Origin of the sequence: Embleya sp. NPDC050154, from assembly GCF_044460165.1 — a bacterium.
Taxonomy (GTDB): domain Bacteria; phylum Actinomycetota; class Actinomycetes; order Streptomycetales; family Streptomycetaceae; genus Embleya.
In genome coordinates, this window is the sequence record NZ_JBITJP010000031.1 from 1 (window position 1) to 20,346 (window position 20,346).

Genomic DNA, 20,346 nt, shown 5'->3' on the forward strand with positions numbered 1-20,346 from the left:
ATCGGGCCACCGGCATGCCCAAGCATCAAAAAGACCCACCTCACAAGCACAGAGTCCCCGTCAGCGAACCGACGAGGACTCATGAACGATCGAGGTTAACCTGCGCCGCCGCGCGGCGCCGAGTGTCACAGCGTCGCCTTCGTCACCGACGAGCCGCGCAGGATGTACGCAACGCAATCATGCGCCGGGTCGACGCCGGACGGGTATCGGCTCGGATCGCTTTTCGCCCGGCCCTGGGCGGTGGCGGCGCAGCCGCTCCGCGCCGGTGGAGTGTCCGAGCGCAGCCACGGGGAGGACAGATCCGGTCGTCCGCGCATCGGGGCAACGACAGGCCCCGTCGGGACGGCCCGCGGGTATTCCTCGTCGATCCGGCCGCTGCTTAGTGCGTCGTAGAAGGCGCCGTGGCCCGCAGGTGGTGTTGCGGTGTGGGCGAGCCTGAGGTGGACCGGATTCGTCGCGGCACCGTCGAGTCGGTTCGACCGACGCGTCGGTTCGAGTGGCCGGTCGGCGACGCAAGTCCTCTACTGAGGCGCTGAGACGGGACGACATGTTCGGGGACTCGACGTCGGCGTGATCCAGCGAAGACGCTCGTCACCGCCGCTATTTCTGTCTCCCGCGTTACCCGATGATTCGAAGCTTTCGGCGCCGCTGTCCGGCGAACACGGAAACCCCGGCAAGAGGCGATCCTGCCGGGGTCGAGATCATGTTCGGGTTTTCGGCGCGGCGTCGACCGGGGTCGACCGCTCGACGCCGGAGCTTCCTGTTCACTGGGCTGGGGGACCCGCGCGATCATGGTGAAAGACCCCGTCGGATGCTCAGGCTTCGATTCCGTCGCAACGTCGATTCGCGCTCACGGGGTCGGCTGCAACGATATTCGGCGCTCGTGTGTGCCAGTCGGTGTGCTTTTGGTAGGTGTCAGCCACGGCGAGAAGGGTGCCATCGCTCCAGTGCGGACCCGCGAGCTGAAGACCTACCGGGATGCCTTGGGAGTCGAAACCGCACGGGATGGTCAGGGCCGGCAGTCCTACGGCGTTGAACGGCGAGACGTGGAATGGAGAGCCGAGGGGGTCGAGGAGGCGGCCACTGGGGTGGACCCTGGGCGGGGTTTGCGCCCGAGTGGGCAACGCGAGGACATCGATGGCGGAGAACGCCTCTTTCAGCTCACTCGCCAACCGAGTAGTCGCCTCACGGGCGGCGGCATAATCGGCCATCCGCAACAGGAGACCCGCTTCCAGACGTTCACGTACCTGCGGGGTCAGGTCGGCCGCTCTGTCGACGAGCATAGGCGCGTACTCCACGGAGGCTTCGCAGGTCAAGATCACGCTGACCGCGGCCGCTGCCGCCTCCCAGCTCGGAAGTTCGACCTCGATCAGTTCCATGCCCAGGTCGCCGAGGAGGGTGAACGCGTCTTCCAGGACGCCGGCAACATCGGCGTCGCAGTGCTCCCACGGCGTGCCGCGGAGGATCCCGACCCTCAGGTCCCGCACCGGCTGCTCCAAAGCCGCGGTGTAGCTCGGCGGTACTCCTCCGCTGCGGGCCGTCGGCCCGACCGCAGGCGGGGGATCCGCGATGACGTCGAGAAGCAGGGCACAGTCGCGCGCGGATCGCGCCATCGGCCCGACGTGGTCCAGCGAGCGCGCCAGCGGCCACACCCCGGCCAGGGGAACACTGCCGTACGTCGGCTTGAGCCCGACGACTCCGCACCAGGCCGCGGGGTTTCGGATCGATCCGGTGGTGTCGGTCCCGAGGGCTCCGGGCACCAGGTGGGCTGCCAACGCGGCACCCGATCCCACGCTTGACCCGCCTGCGTAGCGCCCGCGATCCCACGGATTCTTGGTGGAGCCGAAGGGATAGGTTTCCAGGGGCCCGTAGGCCAATTCCGGCAGATTGGTCTTCCCGAAAATGATGGCTCCGGCGGCCCGAAGCCGCTCCACGACGACTGCGTCCTCGGCGGGTCGATTCGTGGCCAAGACTTTGGAGCCCGCAGTCGTGACCTCCCCCCGAACGGCGATATTGTCCTTTACCGCGATCGGTACCCCGTGCAGGGGACCGCGTCTGGTTCCGCTACGCAGTTCCTCGTCTGCTGCCCTGGCTTGGGACAGGATCGCGGCCGGAGCCAGGGAGATGAAGGCGTTGAGCTGCGGATCCAGTCGGCGCGCCCGATGGAGCAGCGTCCGGCAGAGCTCCTCGGACGAAAGCAGGCCGTCGGCGAGCATCGATCCGAGTGCGGCGATTCCTGTGTCTTCGAGATGATTTCGGGCCGCGCCGTCGAGTCCTTCAGTCATCAGCGATCGTGTTCCTCGGGATTCCGGCCTGGTCGATCCGCACCTCGACGGTGTACCCGGGGCGCGAACCCACTTGCGGCGCCTTACGCGCACCGGCGCCTCGGCGGGAGCCCCCGTCGTCATAGCGACTGTACGCCGAGACGTGGCTCCAGGTCAGTTGCCGAAGAATGCGGCGCCCGGGTCGGCCGATGACGACGGCAAGGGGCTGTGGCCTCGGCGATTCGTTCGTGGCTCGCGATGCGGGCGTGCGCAGGAACATCACGGGGTGGTCCCGAACGTCGTTGCTCGCCTCGAGGCGGTGTTCCTCGTGATGGAAGCCGACGCGAGAGATCCGAGCAAAGTTCGGCACCGGAAGTGTCTTGGATGCAGCGCGCCTCACACCTGCGCTCCATCCTCGATGGCAGCGATGGCGTTGATCTCGATGAGCATCTCGGGATCGACCAATTTCGATACCTCTACAAGGGTGGAGGCCGGCGGGGGGTCCGCGAAGAACTGGCGGCGAATCCGGTGGATCGCAGCGAAGTGCTCGGTGTTCCTGACGAATACGGTGACGCTGACGATGTCGGTCATCGAGCCTCCGGCGGCCGCCATGGCCGCTTGCAGGTTCTCGCAGACCTTTTGCGTCTGTGCCTCGATGTCACCCTTGCCGATAACGGTTCCGTCGAGGCCACGTGCGGTCATCCCGGAGAGAAAAACCAACCGCCCGCGTACATCGACGGAAATTCCTTGCGAAAAATGCCCGCTGGGCCTGCTGAGCTGGGCGGAGCTCACTTTCTGCTTTGCCATGAGAATCTCCACTTCAAAGGGAGGGGATTTTGAGTCGACAGTTTTCAGGGACCTGCTGCGCCGGGACGGTCACAGCAGTATCTGGTGCGATGTGGTGCGCGCGTCCATCTCGTACTCGCAGTCCTCGACCGGCGGACGAGCCGGGTGCCAGGTGATCGATCCGGTTCCGTAGTCGAGGAGTTCTTCGCGAATCAGCGGACCGATGTCGTGGACGGTGTAGGCCCCGGTGTGCAGCACGTCCGACCAGCCGAGGCCCAGGACCCGCAACCGGAGTTCCTGCTCGGCCCGTACGAACCTGAGCTTTTCCCGCATGGCGTCGAGGCCCGTCTCGCCACGGCGGACGATGCTGTCGCGGTACTCGCCGGGGCCTTGGGCGCATTCGGCGTTGCCGGCCAGCACGAAGGTCGGCGAAGCCGTGCCGGACGGGATGGTGTACGAGAAGGCATGCAGCGAGGCAACCGGGGGTGGATTGTGCTGTGGGCAGACGTTGGTCCGTGCGACGGGGTTGACGCCGTCGCTGTACAGTCCCCAGCGTTCGAGGGTCTGCACGTAGAGGCGGTTGAATTCGATGAAGCCCTTTTCGGTGAACGGGGCGGGCGAGCGCAGTTCGCAAGCGCTGAATGCGGTGGTGGGTCGCCCGATCGAGGCCAGATGGGCCTCGACCGCGGCGAAACCGTCCGCCAGTGGCAATGGATTCACGAATTGCGCCCGCACCATGGTGTGGCCCGATTCCGCACGGACGCCGCTCGAGAATTGAAAGACTCCGTCCACCTGGATGAATCGGTAACCGCCGGCGGCGAACTCGACTGCCTTCATCATTTTCTCCTCACTATGTGATCGTGCTCGGTATCCAAGTCGGTCGACTCGGCAGTCCCACGCATGGAGCCTTCCGGGCGCGGAATTCTCGGAAGTCGCCCCTCGGATCATTGCGCACGTACCGGATTGCTTCGCGTAGGTTCGAGTGCATTGGCGATTTCCGGGGCTCGAGTGGCATCGCGGAACTCCCGGCGGATTCTCCGGAAGCAGCCCCCGAGTGGCCCCACTTTTCTCCTGCGCGGCGGCGAGGAGGCACGTACGTAGGATACTAGGCATTTGTATTACAAAGTTCAATAGGTGGCTCGGAGATCTTCTTGCGTCGAACACAAGCCGACACGGCGTGCGGGCGGCCGTCGTAGATCAAGGCCCGGAGGTCGCCACGAACCCTGTCCGGGAACGACGTCACATGCGCCCCCCGGGGTTCGGAGCGCGAGGAACATCCCAACGTGGCCGGGGCTCTCGGCCTCCGGGTCCGGCATGGCTTTCATACCTGTAGAACAGTTGACCTGGGGTGGTGTCACCCCGCTCGGGGCACCGTGCTCCGACCCGATCGCTAACGTGCCTCGTCAGGGCGCCGAAACCGTGGCGGAGACATGGTTCCCGCCGTACTCGAACGCAGCGCGGTGAGCCTTGCCCCGATCTCGGCGCCGATCGCGCAGGCGAGCGCTTCGGGGGTGTCGTCGGCGTATTCGGGCACGATGTGGTGAACCGTGCCGTCCCGCAGCAGGTCGATCGCGCCGACTCGCTGCGCTTGGGCCATCTCAGCCGCATGGTCGAGGTCGCCGTGCACGATCGCACTGGCGCCCTCGGGCGGAAGCGGTGACAGCCACGCGTTTTCCACCGCGATCACGAAATGGGCGGGCAGGAGGGCCAGCGCTCCGCCACCGCAGCCCTGCCCGAGCAGTACCGACACCGTTGGAACGCGCATCGTGGACATGCGCCCGATGCATCGGGCGATCTCGCCGGACAGGGCGCCCTGTTCGGCCTCGGGTGACAGTTCGGCGCCGGGGGTGTCGATGAACGAGACAAGAGGGAGACCGAGTTCGTCGGCCAGTCGCATCCCGCGCCGGGCCTCGCGCAGTGCGGTAGGACCCAAGGGGGCGAGGCCCGATTGGGCGACGCGGTCCTGGCCGATCACGACGCAGGGCTGTCCGTCGATACGGGCGAGCGCGAGGGTGATGGCGCTGTCATGCTCGCACTCTTCGGTGGCTCGCAGGCGGACCAGGGTATCGCTGCCATAGCGCAAGACCTCGTGTACGCCGGGACGATGTGGGCCGCGCGTGATCCGGATCGACTCCCACGTCGACCGCGTTCGGCGGACTCCGCCGGTCCGGCGGTCTCGGGTCGCCGGCGTCGGTGGGTCGAGGAGCAACCCCAGTACACGGTCCACGAATTGCGGCAGTTCCTCGGGTGGGACGACGGCATCGACGATGCCGCGGTCGGCGAGGGCTTCGGTGGTCTGGATGCCGGGTGGGAAGGGTTTGCCTTCCAACAACTCGTAGACCTTGGGCCCGAGGAATCCGATCAGGGCCCCTGGCTCGGCCATGGTGAAGTGGGCAAGAGAGCCCCATGACGCGAACACGCCGCCTGTCGTGGGATGGCGGAGGTAGGCCAGGTACGGGAGTCCGGCCGCGCGGTGCTCCATGAGCGCGCGGCTGATGTCGACCATGTGGACGAACGCGGGCGTGCCCTCCTGCATTCGGGTACCGCCCGAGGCCGTGGCCGCGATGATCGGAATGCCCTCGGCAGTGGCCCGGCGAACGGCCGACACGATGCGCAAGGCCGCGCCGCGTCCGATCGATCCTGCCAGGAAGCGGAATTCGTTCACCACCACCGCCGTGGGCCGACCGCCAACGAATCCGCGACCGGTGACCACCGACTCGTCCGTCCCCGAGCGTTCCGCTGCGGACTCCAATTGCCGGCGATACGCAGAATCCGGGTCGAAGTGATCCACCGGCTCGTCCCACGACTCGAACGAACCCTGATCCAAGAGGAGATCGAGCAGATCCCCGGCCGTCATACGATCGCTCACGCGGGTCCCCCCAACCATGCGCGGATCTCGTCGCCGTGCTCATCGAGCACGGGTGGCGAATCGTGGGTGGTCCCGGTCGTCTCGCCGCCGTCGATGTCGAAGAACCGCAGCGGCGGACCCGGCAGGGTCAGTCTGCCGAGGGTGGCGTGTTCGACATCGATCAGCAGCCCTTGGCTCGCGGTCTGCTCCCATGTGTAGACCTCGTCGAGCGTTCGGACCCGGCCTGCGGGAATGCCGACCTCGGCCAGTCTCGCCAACAGTTCGGCGGCCTTCCTGTCCGCGAACACCTCCTCCACGAGGGCGACGACTCGCTCCCGGTCCCGCGCGCGCTCAGCGTTCGTCGCGACACCGGATTCGTTCGGAGCGAGGCCGAAAGCATGGCAGAAGTCGTGCCACAGGCCCTCGCTGCCGACCGCGATCTGCACGGTCCCGTCGGCGCATCGAAATAGTCCGTAAGGCGAGATCGAGGGATGATGGTTGCCCTGCGCGCGTCCCACCTCGCCGGCCACGGTCCAGCGTGTGCCCTGGAAGCCGTGGACCCCGACGGTCGCGGCGAGCAGGGATGTGCGCACGAGGGTGCCGATCCCGGTTCGTCGACGGTCGTGGAGCGCCGCCAATACGCCGTAGGCGCCGTACATGCCGGCGAGGATGTCACTGATCGGTGTGCCGACCCTCTGGGGGTCCTGCGGGCCGGATCCGGTGATCGACATCAGCCCCGCCTCGCCTTGGGCGATTTGGTCGTAGCCGGCTCGACCGCCTTCGGGTCCATCGTGCCCGAAGCCGGTGATCGACAGTGCGATCAGGCGGGGATTGCGGTCGTGCAGGGACGCTATGCCCAGGCCGAGCCGTTCGAGCACGCCGGTGCGGAAGTTCTCGACGAGGACGTCCGCGCGGTCGACCAGGGCCAGGAAGGTCTCCCGGTCCTCCTCGTCGCGAAGGTCCAGGGCGATCGACTCCTTGTTGCGATTGGCGGACAGGAAGTAGGTGGATTCGCGCCGTTGTTCGTCGGCGGGTCCGGCGTCCGCATCCGTGCCCGCGTGGCCGTCCGCGGAGGGCCATCGAAAGGGAGGGCCCCAGCCGCGGGTGTCGTCACCGCGCCCGGGTGCCTCCACCTTGATGATGCGAGCGCCCAGGTCGCCGAGCATCATCGTGGCGTGCGGACCTGCGAGCGCGCGTGACAGGTCGAGAACCAGGAGATCGTCGAGGGGGCCACTGCGATGCATCATCGCGTCACACCGTCCCGGACGGGCCGGTCGGGTGTCGGCGCGCCTCGCTGCCGACGATCCGGTTGCGTATGCGGCCCAGCTTCTCGACTTCGACCTCCACGATGTCGCCCGGCCGCAGCAGCCACACAGGCGTTCGTGCGTAGCCGACTCCCGAGGGGGTGCCGGTCGCGAGAAGGTCTCCGGGGCGCAGCGTCGTCGTCCTGGAGATGTGAGCGAGCGTGTCTCCGACGGTGAAGATCATTTGGTCGGTGCTGCCGTCCTGGACGACTTCGCCGTTTACCCGGGTCCGCACCCGCAAGCCGTCGCGCAGGTCCCCGACGTCGGCGGCCGGCACCAGGGGGCCGAGGGGGCCCGAGGCGTCGGCGTTCTTGCCCAGGGTCCATTGGGATGTGAGTTTTTGGGCGCGCCGGGCGGTGATGTCGTTGAACGTGGAATAGCCGACGACGGCCGCCAGCGCAGCGTCCGGCGTGCTGTCCGTGAGCGTCGATCCGATCCAGGCCACGACCTCGCCCTCCCAGTCGAGACCGTCTTCTCCCGTGGGCACCGGCACATCCTTGCCCGACACCGAGAGAGTGTCCGGCCACCGGCCGAAGAGAGTGGGGTGTCGCGGCGATTCGGCGTCGCGGTAGGACCCCTCCTCGACGTGTTCTCGATAGTTGAGGCCGACGCAGAAAACCCGGGCACCGGGAAGTACCGGGGGGACCAGTTCCAGATCGGTCGACGCCACCGCGTCGTCGGGGGTCGGGCTCGCCAGATACCTCCCGGGCGCCCGCCAGAATTCTTCGAGGCTTGCGAGGACGGTGACCGTGGCGCCGTCCTCGCCGAGTCGGCCGACGTCGACCGCGCCGTTCGGGTGCCGGACTCCGACGATGCTCATGCGATTGATCTCCTCACCGATGGTGCGCCAGGACGCTGACGCGAAGGGCGCGCGGGCTGTGTGGATGTCGCAGTCGCAGACCTTAACATCATACGTAGGACAAAGCACCAGCTCTTTTCGAGTCGACAGTGTTCGCCGTCACTGCCGAACGGCGAGGTCGAGACCTCGAGGCCGGGCCCTCGAGCCGCAAGGGCAAGCAAGCTCGAATCCCGGGTGATCGGGGTCATGCGGCCGGTTCGGGGTTCTGTCCGCGCGTTCGACGACCGCGGCGTCTCAGCCGGGACCCGATCGCATCACGCGAACACTTGACGAGAGGATCCGCCGCAGCAGAGGATGTTTAAGTCCTACAAAGTATGTAGGGCTGAAGCGGATTCTCATGGACGGCAGTGAGGCGCGGCGTGAAGCGACCTCTCGCCGATCGACCGAGCGCTCGGCACGTCGGCTCGTCGCCGGTCTCAGACTCGTCGAGACGGCTGCGGATGACGGTCTGGCCGCTGCCCCACGGCAGCGTCACGCTCGTCGACCACTCTGTGATCCGGCGTCGGATCACGGACGTTTCCGTGTTGTAGGTCAGGCCTCGGGCGGGCCGGTCAGGTCCGTTCGGCCTTACCAACGCCTTCCGCCACCTCCTGGAACCGCTCTCCCGGCGGTGACAGCCACCTCCCAAACACGGGCGGGCAGGTACGGCGGCCGACCTGTGGTCATGCGGTTACGGCCGCCCGGATCCATTGATCATGTGTACGAACAGAGAGCTGGAGTCTCCATGTTGAACGTGGCAATCGTCGTGGGAAGCACCCGACCCGGGAACCGGGCCGGTGCGGTGGCCCGCTGGATTCACGAGACAGCGTCCCGACGCGCTGACGCGACCTGGGAGATCGTCGACCTCGGCGACTTCGAACTCCCTCTCCTGGACGAGCCGATTCCGGCGGCTGTCGACGACTACAGGCACGAACACACGAAGCGATGGGCCGCGAAGATGGCGACGTTCGACGCCTACGTGTTCGTGACACCGGAATACAACCACTCCACCTCCGGAGCGCTGAAGAACGCAATCGACTTTCTCTACGCGGAGTGGGTCAACAAGGCCGCCGGATTCGTGAGCTACGGCTACGACGGAGGCACGCGTGCCGTGGAACACCTCAGACTCGTCCTGGGCGGACTCCAGGTTGCGGACGTGGCGGCCCAGGTGGCGCTCACGATCCACGGGGACTATGTCGACGAGACCGAGTTGCGACCGCGCGAACACCAGTACGCGGCGGCGGGCTCGATGCTCGATCAGGTGGTTGCCTGGGGCGCGGCCCTGCGATCACTGCGCTTGGGTGACGAGCTCTGATCAGCTGTGTTCACCGCGCGTTGCGGGTCCGTGCATCGTGTTCGACGGTGGCCATTCCCCGCGCCGGCGATTTCGGGGTGAGAGCCGAGTTGTTCGGGCGAGCGTTACGGGACGGACGCGTGCGCGGGGAAATCGGACGGGACGGTCAGATCCGCCGTCACGTCGCCGTCCGCGACCTTGGCGCGCGGCGCCCCGGGCGAGCGCTCGGTGGGAGGAGGATCCGCCCGGCGGGTGCTCGGGAAAGCGGACCGGGCCATTGGGCAGGTGATCGAGTGATTCACGGTGGTCTCCGCGGCAGTGGGTTGTCGGATGGCTTCCTACGTGGCCCCCGGCTACGCCGTCCGGGGTGCGGAGGACAGGATCCTGATCAACCGCCTGAGGAGCCCCGCGTTTTCCGAACGGGTTGATTGCTGTTGTGCTATGCCACGAGGTTCAATTCCCGCTCTGGGCACAGGACTTCGTGGGACGTGCGATAGCCGAGTCCGGAGAGCAGGCGTCGGCGGTTGTAGTGGCCCTCGATGACCCTGTTGCCCAGTAGCTCTACGCGGCGAGGTCGAGGGCTGCGAGGTGTGATGTCCGGGTGAGCGCGAGTGGCTTTTCGTTCCACCAGGCGTCGAGGCGGATGAGGTTGATGGCTGTGGCCGTGAAGATGTGGGCGAGGCGCGTCTTCGGCAGTCCGATATAGCGTGTCCGGCGGGCGCCGGTGGCTGCGACGGCCTGGTGGATCGTGGCTTTCACGCCCGAGCGAACCGCGTAGCGGGCCTTCCGCTCCGGACACGGGGCGCACGTCTCGGTGGCGAAGCGGATGCGGATCGTCGGCCGGTGATTGTGGTCGTGGCCTCGGTCCAGTAGCGGCTGGTGGAACCGTTGGGGCAAGTGGCTGGTTGTGAGACCCAGTTGATGGCGAAGGTCATCTTTCCGAAGCCGGCGGCCCGAACTGGCTGACGCGTGGTGTTCGGCCTGACGGGGCCGGTGAGGCGGACGCCGCGCTCGGTCGGCGCGGTCAGCAGGAGCTCCGCGGAAACGTAGCCGGCGTCCATCAGGCGCTCGGCCGGCAGCAGTCCCTTGTCATCGAGCCGGTCGTGGATCGCATCGACAACCACCGCATCGCCGACCGTGGCATCTGTGGTGACCACGTGGGTGATCACGTGCGGGCGGCCGGACTCGGGGCTGTCGCAGGTCTCACTGAAGTGGACTTTGTAGCCGTCCCAGGCCGAGCCGCGCTTCACCGCGCAGTGGGAGTCCGGGTCATACGGCGAGGTGATCCTGTCTCTGCTGGGCGGGAGATCGTCCTTGCCCCCGCCAGGCCGCCTCCTGCACCCCGTCGGTTACCGTCCGCTTGAACTGCTGCATCCACACCGTCCGCAGGATTCCAACCGCGGGGACCTCCCGCAGCCAACCGGGGGCCGCAGGAGAGACGACCGCTTCGAGCAGGAGGTACCGTCGGCGGCGATGCGCTCCGTGAGCCGGACCCGTTTGTCCTCCTCGCTCGGCAGGCAATAGGAGTCCACCCGGGCTCCGTACCGTCCCTGCCAGGACGGATCCATCCACGTGACGAGCCGGCCGGGTGCCGAGACCGCGATCGCCTCCAGCGCCGCACGCAGTGTCTCGCCCACGAACTCCAGGCGGTTCAGATCCCGTACCGCGGCAAGCACATGCGTGGAGTCCGTGCGCTGCCGGCCTCCGGACGCGACCAGTTTCAGGTCCGCCAGTCGTTCCAGCAGGAGATCAAAGACCTTCTCCTCCAGGCCGTGAGCCACAAGCCGATCCCGGAACCCGGTCAGCACGGTGAAGTCGAAGCCGGGATCCGCCAGTTCGAGGCCCAGCAGGTACTTCCAGTCGATCCTCGCCCGCACCGCATGAGCGGCCTGGCGATCGGTTGGGTTCTCGGCGAACTGCAGCATGCAGACCAGCGCCAGTTGCCCGGGCGATACCCCCCGGACGGCCCCGGACCCCGAACGCGGATCGGAAGTCCTCGTCGTCGAACAGCGGGCCGAGCGGATCCCGCACTCGCATCGCCAGGCATCCCTTCGGGAACGCCGCGCGCGCGACCATCCGCGTTGCCTCGGGAACCCCCCCCGACCCGAACCCCGACCCATCGACACCACACCACCCCGTCCCGCGACCGCACGACGAACACCCCTGACAGGCCGCGACTTCAGGCTCCATCCCGCAGATCCCGCGTAACTGCAAGATCACCCAGGTTCACTCAATTGAGGAACAGGGTCATCGAAGGTTGGTACAACATCCGCAGGCTGCACAGCAGCCTCGGCTACCGCACACCCGTCGAATACGAAGCCGTACTCGCGGCCTGACCACCACAACGACGGTGTCCGTCAAAGCGGAGCAAGCTCAGTCCGGCCGAACTCGTCCATGCGCACAAGCATTCGGGCGTCCCGAGCGCAAACCGAGGCGACTCTGCAGCGGACGCGACGCTGACGACCACCTTGCGTGACCGCCTGATTCCGACAGGTTGCCCAGCGTTTACGAGCTGTTTGCTATGAGTCACTAATATGCTCGTAGCTGTGGAGATCGCAGGGGCGAATCGTCCACAGCATTCCCACCTTCCGACCCGAGTCCGGCCCGACTCTGCTGCACGAGGAGCCGAGGAGTGACCCGAGCCAGAATGGTCCAGATGTCCGGGGCCGTGCCCGCCAAGATGGAGCCGGAGCGGCGGGTGCGCGCCCACGGAGCCGGTGGATCGGGCGCGCGCGTGGCCGCACCCGTCGCCGCACGACCCCAAACCGTTTCGTCGTGCGGCCACTTCCCACCCGAAGCGACGGCCGGGTACGGCCGAAACCGCAGACACCCGAGTGTTCGGGACCTGTCCTGTCCAACGGCGGAGCCCGTCGTGTCGACGGTCTCGGGACCCGCCACGCCGGCCCCGGCAGCTTCCGCAGCCCGGCGGCTCGCCGGGCCCAGATCCCCGCGGGAGAGAACGTCCGGCGTTCTCCGGGTGTTCGGCCGCTGAATCGAAGCGCGGTTGCCCACCTCCGGGATTCCTGCCCGCCTGGGCTTCCGCTCGCCCCGAACACGCTTTCGCCCACCGTGTGCCGCTGCACGTCCACTACCGGACACTCGCCGGCAGCGGCACTCCCTCACGCCCGTCACGATCTGCGTCGCTCCCCGACGCATCCGTCACACCGACGCGCCCACAGGGCGCTCAGGAGGCACCCTCACATGAAGCATCTCGTCGACCACGCCCGCGCATTCCCGCGACGGGCAGCCCAGCGGCACGAGGAATTAAGTCGGCTTGCCGAAGGGCAGTCGCCGCACGCCCTGTTCGTCACCTGCTCGGACTCCCGGATCATTCCCTCCATGATCACGGGGGCTCGCCCCGGGGAGCTCTTCGAGCTGCGCACCGCCGGTAACATCGTCCCCCGCCACGACCAGTCGCATCCGGCGGGCGAGACGGCCACCATCGAGTACGCGGTCGAGGTGCTCGACGTCGCCGACATCATCGTGTGCGGCCACTCGCATTGCGGCGCGGTCGGCGCGATGGCGCGGAGTGAGGACCTGACGGCGCTGCCCGCCGTCCGGGACTGGCTCCGGCAGGCGGCACCACTGCCCCACGGCATCGACTCCGGACCCCCGGATATCGCCGAGGCGGTGCAGTCCCACGTCCTGGACCAGCTCGAGCGGCTGCGCGCCTACCCGTGCGTCGCCCGCCGGCCGGCGGACGGGCGACTGCGCCTGCACGGCTGGTTCTACGAGGTCCACACCGGTTCCGTGCTCGCCCACCGCGCACACGCCGACAGCTTTCTCGCCCTGTGAGCGCGCCCGAAAGGCGGTGGCCGACCCTGCTCCGCGGCCCCAGGAACGTGGATTCCTTCGATCTGCGGCGCGACTTCACCGCCTCCCTCGTCGTCTTCCTCGTCGCGCTGCCCCTGTGCGTGGGCGTCGCCGTCGCATCCGGCGTCCCGGCCGAACTCGGGCTGGTCACCGGCATCGTCGGCGGCCTGCTCACCGGTCTGCTGCCGGGCAGCAGCCTCCAAGTCTCCGGCCCGGCCGCCGGGCTCACCGTCCTCGTCTACGAGGCCATACAGGAGTACGGTCTGCCTCTCCTCGGCGTCATCGTCCTCGCAGCCGGGCTGCTCCAACTGCTCATGGGTGCCCTGCGCCTGGGCCGATGGTTCAGGGCGATCTCCGTTGCGGTCGTCGAAGGCATGCTGGCCGGGATCGGGCTGGTCCTGATCGCCGGCCAGCTCTACTCCATGGCCGACGCGAAAGCCCCCTCCGGAGGACCGGCGAAGATCGCCGGATTGCCCGACATGCTCTTCGACACGGCGCGTTCCGGCAGCGCGCAGGCAGCCTTCGCGCTGGGGGCGGGCACGATCGCGGTGCTCGTACTGTGGAAGAAGCTTCCCACGCGCGCACGGGTCGTCCCGGCTCCGCTCGCCGCTGTCGCTCTGGCGACCTCCGCCTCGATGCTCTTCCGGCTGCCCGTCGCGAAAATCGAGGTGCAGGGCCTGCAGGGGGCCATCCAGCCGCCGGACGTCGGCGACTTCGGGCAGCTCGCGGGCGTCGGCCTCATTGGCACGGTCCTCGCGTTCACCCTCATCGCCTCGGCGGAGAGCCTTTTCAGCGCGGCCGCGGTGGACCGACTGCACGACGGACAACGCACCGACTACGACAAGGAGTTGATGGCACAGGGCGCGGGCAACACCCTGTGCGGCGCACTCGGCGCGCTGCCGATGACCGCGGTCATCGTCCGCAGCGCCGCCAATGTCCAGGCCGGCGCACGGACCAAGGCGTCGCGCGTACTGCACGGCGTGTGGCTGCTCCTGTTCGCGGCACTGCTGCCCGCGGCCCTCGGTGTCATCCCGCTCGCGGCGCTCGCCGGTGTCCTGGTGCACGCGGGCTGCAAGCTCATCCCCGTCGCGGCGTTGCGGCAACTGTGGCCTGGCCACCGCGGCGAGGCCCTGATCCTGGTCGTCACCGCCGTCGCGATCGTCGCGGTGAGCATGTTCGAGGGTGTTCTCATCGGGCTCGCCCTGGCCGTGGCCAAGACGGCCTGGGACACCTCCCACGTGCGCGTGGACGTGATAGACAAGGGCGCCGGTCCCATCCAGGCCCACCTGAGCGGAAACGCCACGTTCCTGAGACTGCCGAAAATCCTCGACGCGCTGGAAGCCCTGCCGCAGAACCGGCCCATCGAAGTACACATGTCCGGCCTGCGCCACCTCGACCACGCGTGCCGGACATCCCTGGAGAACTGGGCCGCCCGCCACAGCGCCGAGGGTGTCGAGCCGGTCAGGGTCAATGCCCGGCCCGAGTCGGGTCCCGCCGGGTAGACCACCGGCCAGGGCGGGGAGTGCGAGGGGATCGGCCACCGGTCGACGTGATGCAAGCACCGGCGGCCGGGTGGAACTCGGTGCGTGCCAGGCCGGTGGCTCTCCCTCGCAGCCGTCCAGGCCGGCCCCCTCGCGCCGCAGGGTCCGAATGCGGTGCTCGCGCGGGCGCACCCGCCGGACCCGCTTGAACGCCGTGCTGAGCGCGAACGCGCTTCGGTAGCCCACCTTCTCGGCCACCGCGCCGACGGTCGCCTGCGGATCACACAAAAGGTCGGCGGCCGGCGCGAGGCGCCACGGGCTCGGGAACGCCATCGGCGGTTCACCGATCAGCTCGGTGAACCGCCGCGTGAACGAGGCCCGCGACACCCCGTCGCACTCGCCAATGAGGCGACGCTTCACGGAAGTTCAGGGCAGTTGTGGATCAAGCACGGGGCCTCCCGACCGACGATCGGGTCGCGACGCCCCCGGTACCAACCCGGGGCGTCCGCCGCGGAACGTCCGAACCACGCCCGCAGGGTCGCGATCGGCAAGAGGTCCAACAGCCGGTCGAGCAACTCCTCCCGGCCGGATCTCCTTGGCGATCTCGGCCGTGAGCAACGGGATCAGCGGGCAATCCCACTCGTCCGCGCGGATCACCAACAGGTTCGGCAGTGCCTCCAGGAGCGAACGGCTCACCGGGGGCGTGTCGGTCGAACGGCGCCCGGCCCGGGAACTCGGCGCGGTCACGGCCGCGTTGGACGCGCTGATCCGGGCCTTCGAGCCTCTCGCCGGGCCGGCGGGATCGACCCACACCCGACCGGACCCCGGCCCCGGGCACCGCAGAGGGGTCGGTGGGCCGGTGGCTCTGCTCGCGAGCTCGGTCGATCGCGCACGGGGTTTCCTCACGCCGGTGGTGGGATCCCCGCGGAAAACAGTGTTGCGGTACCCCCTCGACGCGTGGTGGCGTTGCGATCGTGCTCGATCGGGCTTGCCCGACGACGTGCCGGGAATCATGGCGAGGTGCCTGTCTTCGGAATCCCGCCGCTCGCGGTCGATGATCGGGGCAACGTCCTGGTCTGCTTTGTGGGCGGCGTTGAGGGCGCGCCGCCGTCGGACGCGCCGTTGCCGGCGGCGTTGGTGGCTCTGTGGCACGGCGATCGTGTCCTGATGGTCTTCGATCGGTTCCGGCGGGGGTGGGAACTTCCCGGTGGCCGGGTGGAGGTGGGCGAGTCTCCGCGCGGGGCGGCGGTGCGCGAGTTGTGGGAGGAGAGCGGTCAGGAGTCCGACGGTCCTTTGCGGTTCGTCGGCTACGCGGGCTTCATCCTGGCGCCCGACGGGCGAGCCGAGTACGCGGCGTTGTTCGCGGGCCGCATCGCGGATGTTCGGGAGTTCCGGGCCAACGAGGAGATCGCGGCGATCCGTTGGTGGAACCTGCGGGACGCCCTCCCGGAGCGTGTCCAACGCCTGGATGCCCACCTTGCCCGGCTCACACGCGAGTCGGACTCCGACCACCCTCAACACCCTGCTTGAATCGCTCAATCGCGCGCGAGTAGCCGAAACGATGGAGCGAAACCAGGTCCGCTCGACGGAGGCCGCGTGCCGCACCAGGCCCAGGAGCGTGAGCCCCGAGGTCGGGAGCACCTTGCGCTTCAACCGGTCGCCGGTCAGGCCCGCGCACTTCATGGCCAGTGTCGCCCGCTCGTAGTCGAGGAACGAGATGAGCGACGCACGGTCGTCGGCCACCTTCGAGGGGTGTATGCGCCGGTCGTCGGTCACCGGGCGATCATGGCAAGGACGCGTGCTCGCGGGCCACCCCCGGTCCGAGAAGTGGACCCCGGCCCGCCACCGTCATGGTGTGCTCCGGGATGCTTGGTAGAGGCGAAGCATCCAAGACCGACCAGCACTCGCGAGCCCAGGAAGTGCGTACTTCGGCGGTGCGTCGATAGCAGGGGGACACCCGGGTGTTCGTTGAATGTACCCCGGTGACGTCAAACGCCCCCGCCCGGGCCGTGACGTACGGGATCGCCGGGGAACTGCGCGCCACCGACTCGACGACCCGGCGCCGGGATGCCCCGGCAGGCGACACCTCTCCGTACGCCGTGTCCAACGGCTTCCACCCCGCGACCCGACGCCACGGCCACCCGATCTGCATCCCGGTCTCCGGCAAGCACGGTCCAAGCTCCCGACCCCGCTGAGCTCCGGTAATTCGATCAGGCGTGGGGCCGTCGGTTGGATCAACTGTCGGAACCGTGGGATGACTGCCTCGCCTGCGGACCTACGGACCGGCCGGGTGGTGCGCGATTTCGTGAGTCCAAACGGCACGATCGTCGACCGCGCCGGCGCGACGATGTATCGCGGTGCGGGCCGGCACCGCGGCCCGGATCCTCACCGTGGAGCGGCTGCCGGGACGCTTCGGTCGTCGCCCTCATGTCCGGTGTGCTGCCGCCGGCCGCCGGAGCGCGGCAGCAGGGCGACGATGAGCAGGGCGCCGAGCGCCACGCAGATCGCGCCCACCGTGAGGCCGCGTGGGTAGCCCATGACGGCCAGCGTGGCCACCCCGACGGCGCCGCCGATCTGTTGGACTGAGGTGAACAGGGCCGAGCCGAGGCCGGCGTCGTCCTCGGTGGTGTCGGCGACCGCGGCCGCGGCGAGGACGGGCAGGCTCAGGCCGTTGCCGACGCTCAGGATGAGCATGCCGGGCAGGACGTGGGCCGCGTAGGAGTCGCCGGCTGCCACGCCGGAGAGCAGGAGCAGGCCGGCGACGTTGATCGCGAACGCGAGCAGCAGTGCCCAGCGCGTCCCGATCCGGAGCCAGATGCGCGAGGACATCCACATGCCCGCCAGGATGCCGGCGCCGTAGGGCAGGTAGGCGATGCCGGCCAGGAGCGGGCTGTACCCCAGGGCGGTCTGCACCTGGATCATCAGGAGGAACGCCATCGCGTACATCGCCATGGAGAACAACAAGGTCGCGCCGTTGGCGACTGCGCGCGTCCGCGAGAGCAGGAACGACCTCGGCACCAGCGGCGCCGCCGCCCGCGACTCCGCCAGCTGGAACGCAACTGCGAGGACGGCCGCCAGGGTGAGGGCGGCGATGACGATCGGATCGTTCCAGACGGTTTCGCCTGACCGCAGCAGGCCATACACCAGCGACACCGCGGCGCCGGTGAGCAGGACGGCGCCGGGAACGTCGAGGTGGCGCGGGCCGGGGGCGCGGGACTCGGGGACCAGACGGGGCAGCAGCGCCAGGGCCACGGCGACGACGGGCAGGTTGATCAGAAAGATCCCGCGCCAGGACACCAGGTCGGTGAGCGCTCCGGACAGGACCAGGCCCGAGGTCCCGCCCAGGGCCGCGACGCCGCCCCAAATGCCCAGGACTTTGGCCCGCTCCTTCGGTTCCGGGTACATGAGCATGATCATCGACATGGCCGCCGGGCCGGCCATCGCGGCGCCCGCGCCCTGCACGAACCGCCCGAGGACGAGTTGCCAGGGTTCCTGGGCGAGCCCGCACGCCAGGCTGGCCGCCCCGAACAGCGCCACGCCGGTGAGGAACACCCGGCGTCGGCCCAGCAGGTCCGCCATCCGGCCGCACAGGAGCAGCAGTCCACCGAAGGCAAGGAAGTAGGCGTTGACCACCCAGGGCAACTCCGAGGCACTGAAGCCGAGTTCGTCGCGGATGCTGGGCAGGGCCACACTGACGACGGTGTCGTCGAGCACGAGCATGAACTGGACCAGGCACAGCATGATCATGGGCATGCGGTCACACTAGGATCCGCCGTATTTTGGCCACAATCCGCGATGAGGCCAGACTGTGTCGCATGGAGGACAACCGCATGCAGGACGTGGGCGCGATTCTCGTCGGCCGGTTCCCCTTGGCCTCGGGAGAGTGGATCCCCGCGCATCGCCACACCCACCACCAGCTCGCGTGGACTCGGAGCGGAGTACTGAGCGTCGGTGTGGGCGAGGTGTACTGGGTCCTGCCGCCCACCAGGGCGCTGTGGCTGCCCGCGGGCGTCACCCACACGACCGGCGCGACCCGCGGCGCGGTGCTGTGCAGCCTGTACCTGCCGCCGGAACGCTGCCCCCTGGACTGGCCCGAACCCACCGCGGTCGGCGTCGACGGCCTGCTGGCCGAGCTGATCGGGTACCTCGCCCGCACCGACCTCGCCGACGAAGCGCGGCGGCGTGCCGAGGCTCTGCTGCCCGACCTGCTGCACCCGCTGCCCACCCGACCCATCGACGTACCGCAACCTACCGATGAACGCGTCCGGGCAGTGGCGGCCGCGCTACTGGCGGATCCGGCCGACCCCCGCAGCTTGGAGGCGCACGCCCGCGCCGCCGGGGTGAGCCGACGGACGTTGACGCGGCTGTTCGTGCAGGACACAGGCATGAGCTTCGAGCATTGGCGAACCCAGGTGCGGCTGCAGGCCGCGCTGCCGCTGTTGGCCGAGGGGCAGCCGGTTTCACGGGTGGCGCACGCCGTGGGATACGCCACGGCGAGCGCGTTCCTGGCAGCCTTCCGCCGCACGGTCGGCACCACGCCCCGGCGCTACCTGCACAGTCGTTGAACTGTTCCGGTGGGCAGGCACGCCTCGTCCCGTCCGAGTCCGGCGGGGGCGTCAACTCGAACAGCGCCGCGATCGCGGCGGCCGGTTCCCGGCGCGGCACCACCGCCTCGATGCGCCGCCACATCGCCTCGAACGACCCCACGGCGGGCCTGTGGATCTCGCCGGTGTCGGTGTCGACCCGTTTCGAGGTCGTGTCGAACACGACCTGAAAGGCGGTCGCCGGCTTCGCCGACGCCCGTTCCACCTTCGGCAGCGTCTTGATCTTGCCCTTCACCGTCTCCCGCTCGGCTTTCGCCGGCAGCTTCGTGGCGATCAGCACCTCCAACAGATCCAGCGCATCGTCCACGACCCGTGTCGTCGGATACACGGCAGTGGCCGGCAACGTCGCCAACCGCCGGGAATCGCCGTGCCGCCGCAGCAGCATCGCCTTGCCGTCCACCCCGTACCGCGACAACTCCGCCAGCCGCGCGGCGGTACCGTCCAGATTCCCCATTCAACGCGCCCGCCCGGGCGCAACCCGAGTCCCTGACGAGGGTCGAGCTGCGTGCTCTGCCGGATGCGGCCAGGATCGCCTTCGACCGGGCCCGCCGCGTCTGGCACGCCAACCTCGGGTCTTTGAGGACGCCGCAACTGGAGGCGCAGCACGAGGACTTGTGGGACATCCTGGACAGCAATCCGCAGGACGGTGACAAGGCCAAGGGCGCGGCGGCGGTCGACGTGTTCCCCGGCTGGGCAAGAGCACGTCGGTGCTGGCGATGGGCCGGGCGTTCCACCGGCGGACGGTTGCGGAGGAGGGCGAGTACACGGCGTCCGGGCACGAGCGGTGGCCGGTATCCCGGATCGGATTGACCGGGAGCACGGGGATGCGGGATTTCAACCGGGCGATGCTGGAGTTCTTCGGGCATCCGGGCCGGTCGAGGATGAGCGTGGGCGAGCCGGCGGCCGGCATGGTCCTGACCACGAGTGGGCGGGTCCGGGGTTGGACACTGGCCCTGGACGAGACGGAAGCCGTTGGGCGCGGCGCCTGCTCGACGCCGGCGAGTAGGCGGCCACGATCGCGGAGTTGCGGGCGATCCGCCGGCGAGGCCGGATCACCACCCGGGTCGTCCCCGACGGCATGCCCCTTGGGAGCCGGCGCCGGTTGTCCGAACAA

13 protein-coding genes and 4 pseudogenes are annotated in these 20,346 nt (G+C 68.7%); 6 read left to right on the forward strand and 11 right to left on the reverse strand.

All coding sequences use genetic code 11. From position 1 onward, the window contains the following. Positions 1 to 815: 815 nt before the first annotated feature. The 6 genes from ACIBSV_RS42410 to ACIBSV_RS42435 form a co-directional block, all read right to left on the reverse strand. Positions 816 to 2,285, reverse strand: a complete 1,470-nt coding sequence (locus tag ACIBSV_RS42410; RefSeq protein WP_395872834.1) for an amidase — start codon at positions 2,283 to 2,285, stop codon at positions 816 to 818. 375 nt (positions 2,286 to 2,660) lie between these two features. Continuing rightward, a complete protein-coding gene (locus ACIBSV_RS42415) occupies positions 2,661 to 3,071 on the reverse strand; it encodes a RidA family protein (protein ID WP_395872835.1) in 411 nt (136 codons plus the stop codon). Positions 3,072 to 3,140: 69 nt separating this feature from the next. Then, complete coding sequence (locus ACIBSV_RS42420; RefSeq protein WP_395872836.1) at positions 3,141 to 3,887, reverse strand: hypothetical protein; 747 nt, start codon at positions 3,885 to 3,887, stop codon at positions 3,141 to 3,143. Positions 3,888 to 4,440: 553 nt separating this feature from the next. Continuing rightward, a complete protein-coding gene (locus ACIBSV_RS42425) occupies positions 4,441 to 5,919 on the reverse strand; it encodes a carboxyl transferase domain-containing protein (RefSeq protein WP_395872837.1) in 1,479 nt (492 codons plus the stop codon). After that, positions 5,916 to 7,145: a CaiB/BaiF CoA transferase family protein gene (locus ACIBSV_RS42430; RefSeq protein WP_395872838.1), complete on the reverse strand. Its 1,230-nt coding sequence runs from the start codon at positions 7,143 to 7,145 to the stop codon at positions 5,916 to 5,918. The genes ACIBSV_RS42425 and ACIBSV_RS42430 overlap by 4 nt, the downstream gene beginning before the upstream one ends. A 4-nt stretch (positions 7,146 to 7,149) precedes the next feature. Further along, positions 7,150 to 8,022 carry a fumarylacetoacetate hydrolase family protein gene (locus tag ACIBSV_RS42435; protein WP_395872839.1) on the reverse strand — a complete coding sequence of 291 codons (873 nt, stop codon included), beginning with the start codon at positions 8,020 to 8,022 and terminating at the stop codon, positions 7,150 to 7,152. Between the two features lie 763 nt (positions 8,023 to 8,785). Between ACIBSV_RS42435 and ACIBSV_RS42440 the strand changes: the two genes are divergently transcribed. Then, on the forward strand, positions 8,786 to 9,355 hold the full coding sequence (locus tag ACIBSV_RS42440) for an NADPH-dependent FMN reductase (protein WP_395872840.1): 570 nt from the start codon (positions 8,786 to 8,788) through the stop codon (positions 9,353 to 9,355). Between the two features lie 540 nt (positions 9,356 to 9,895). Here ACIBSV_RS42440 and ACIBSV_RS42445 read toward each other — a convergent pair. Then, positions 9,896 to 11,410: pseudogene (locus ACIBSV_RS42445) on the reverse strand (transposase). A 1,125-nt stretch (positions 11,411 to 12,535) separates the two neighbouring features. On the opposite strand from ACIBSV_RS42445, the gene ACIBSV_RS42450 reads away from it, so the two are divergent. Both ACIBSV_RS42450 and ACIBSV_RS42455 read left to right on the forward strand, forming a co-directional pair. Beyond that, a complete protein-coding gene (locus ACIBSV_RS42450; protein WP_395872841.1) occupies positions 12,536 to 13,129 on the forward strand; it encodes a carbonic anhydrase in 594 nt (197 codons plus the stop codon). Positions 13,130 to 13,176: 47 nt separating this feature from the next. After that, entirely contained in the window at positions 13,177 to 14,649 is a 1,473-nt protein-coding gene (locus ACIBSV_RS42455; protein WP_395872842.1) for a SulP family inorganic anion transporter, read from the forward strand. Positions 14,650 to 14,811: 162 nt separating this feature from the next. Here the strand turns inward: ACIBSV_RS42455 and ACIBSV_RS42460 are convergent. Further along, positions 14,812 to 15,048: pseudogene (locus ACIBSV_RS42460) on the reverse strand (helix-turn-helix domain-containing protein); the annotation flags it as partial. A 600-nt stretch (positions 15,049 to 15,648) separates the two neighbouring features. Between ACIBSV_RS42460 and ACIBSV_RS42465 the strand changes: the two are divergent. Continuing rightward, positions 15,649 to 16,158, forward strand: coding sequence for an NUDIX domain-containing protein (locus ACIBSV_RS42465; RefSeq protein ID WP_395872843.1), 510 nt, complete (start codon positions 15,649 to 15,651; stop codon positions 16,156 to 16,158). A gap of 24 nt (positions 16,159 to 16,182) precedes the next feature. Here the strand turns inward: ACIBSV_RS42465 and ACIBSV_RS42470 are convergent. Further along, positions 16,183 to 16,404: pseudogene (locus ACIBSV_RS42470) on the reverse strand (DUF664 domain-containing protein); the annotation flags it as partial. Positions 16,405 to 16,610: 206 nt separating this feature from the next. Here ACIBSV_RS42470 and ACIBSV_RS42475 point away from each other — a divergent pair. Beyond that, the gene (locus tag ACIBSV_RS42475) at positions 16,611 to 16,823 is read left to right on the forward strand and encodes a hypothetical protein (protein WP_395872844.1); all 213 of its coding nucleotides are present in this window, start codon (positions 16,611 to 16,613) and stop codon (positions 16,821 to 16,823) included. 190 nt (positions 16,824 to 17,013) lie between these two features. Here ACIBSV_RS42475 and ACIBSV_RS42480 read toward each other — a convergent pair whose 3' ends face one another. Next, positions 17,014 to 18,381: an MFS transporter gene (locus ACIBSV_RS42480; RefSeq protein WP_395872845.1), complete on the reverse strand. Its 1,368-nt coding sequence runs from the start codon at positions 18,379 to 18,381 to the stop codon at positions 17,014 to 17,016. Between the two features lie 62 nt (positions 18,382 to 18,443). Here ACIBSV_RS42480 and ACIBSV_RS42485 point away from each other — a divergent pair, with 62 nt between their 5' ends. After that, positions 18,444 to 19,193 (forward strand): AraC family transcriptional regulator, encoded by a 750-nt coding sequence (locus tag ACIBSV_RS42485; protein WP_395872846.1) that lies wholly within the window; start codon positions 18,444 to 18,446, stop codon positions 19,191 to 19,193. A 31-nt stretch (positions 19,194 to 19,224) separates the two neighbouring features. On the opposite strand, the pseudogene ACIBSV_RS42490 reads toward ACIBSV_RS42485, so the two are convergent. Beyond that, a pseudogene (locus ACIBSV_RS42490) lies at positions 19,225 to 19,659 on the reverse strand (Tn3 family transposase); the annotation flags it as partial. Positions 19,660 to 20,346 lie beyond the last annotated feature (687 nt).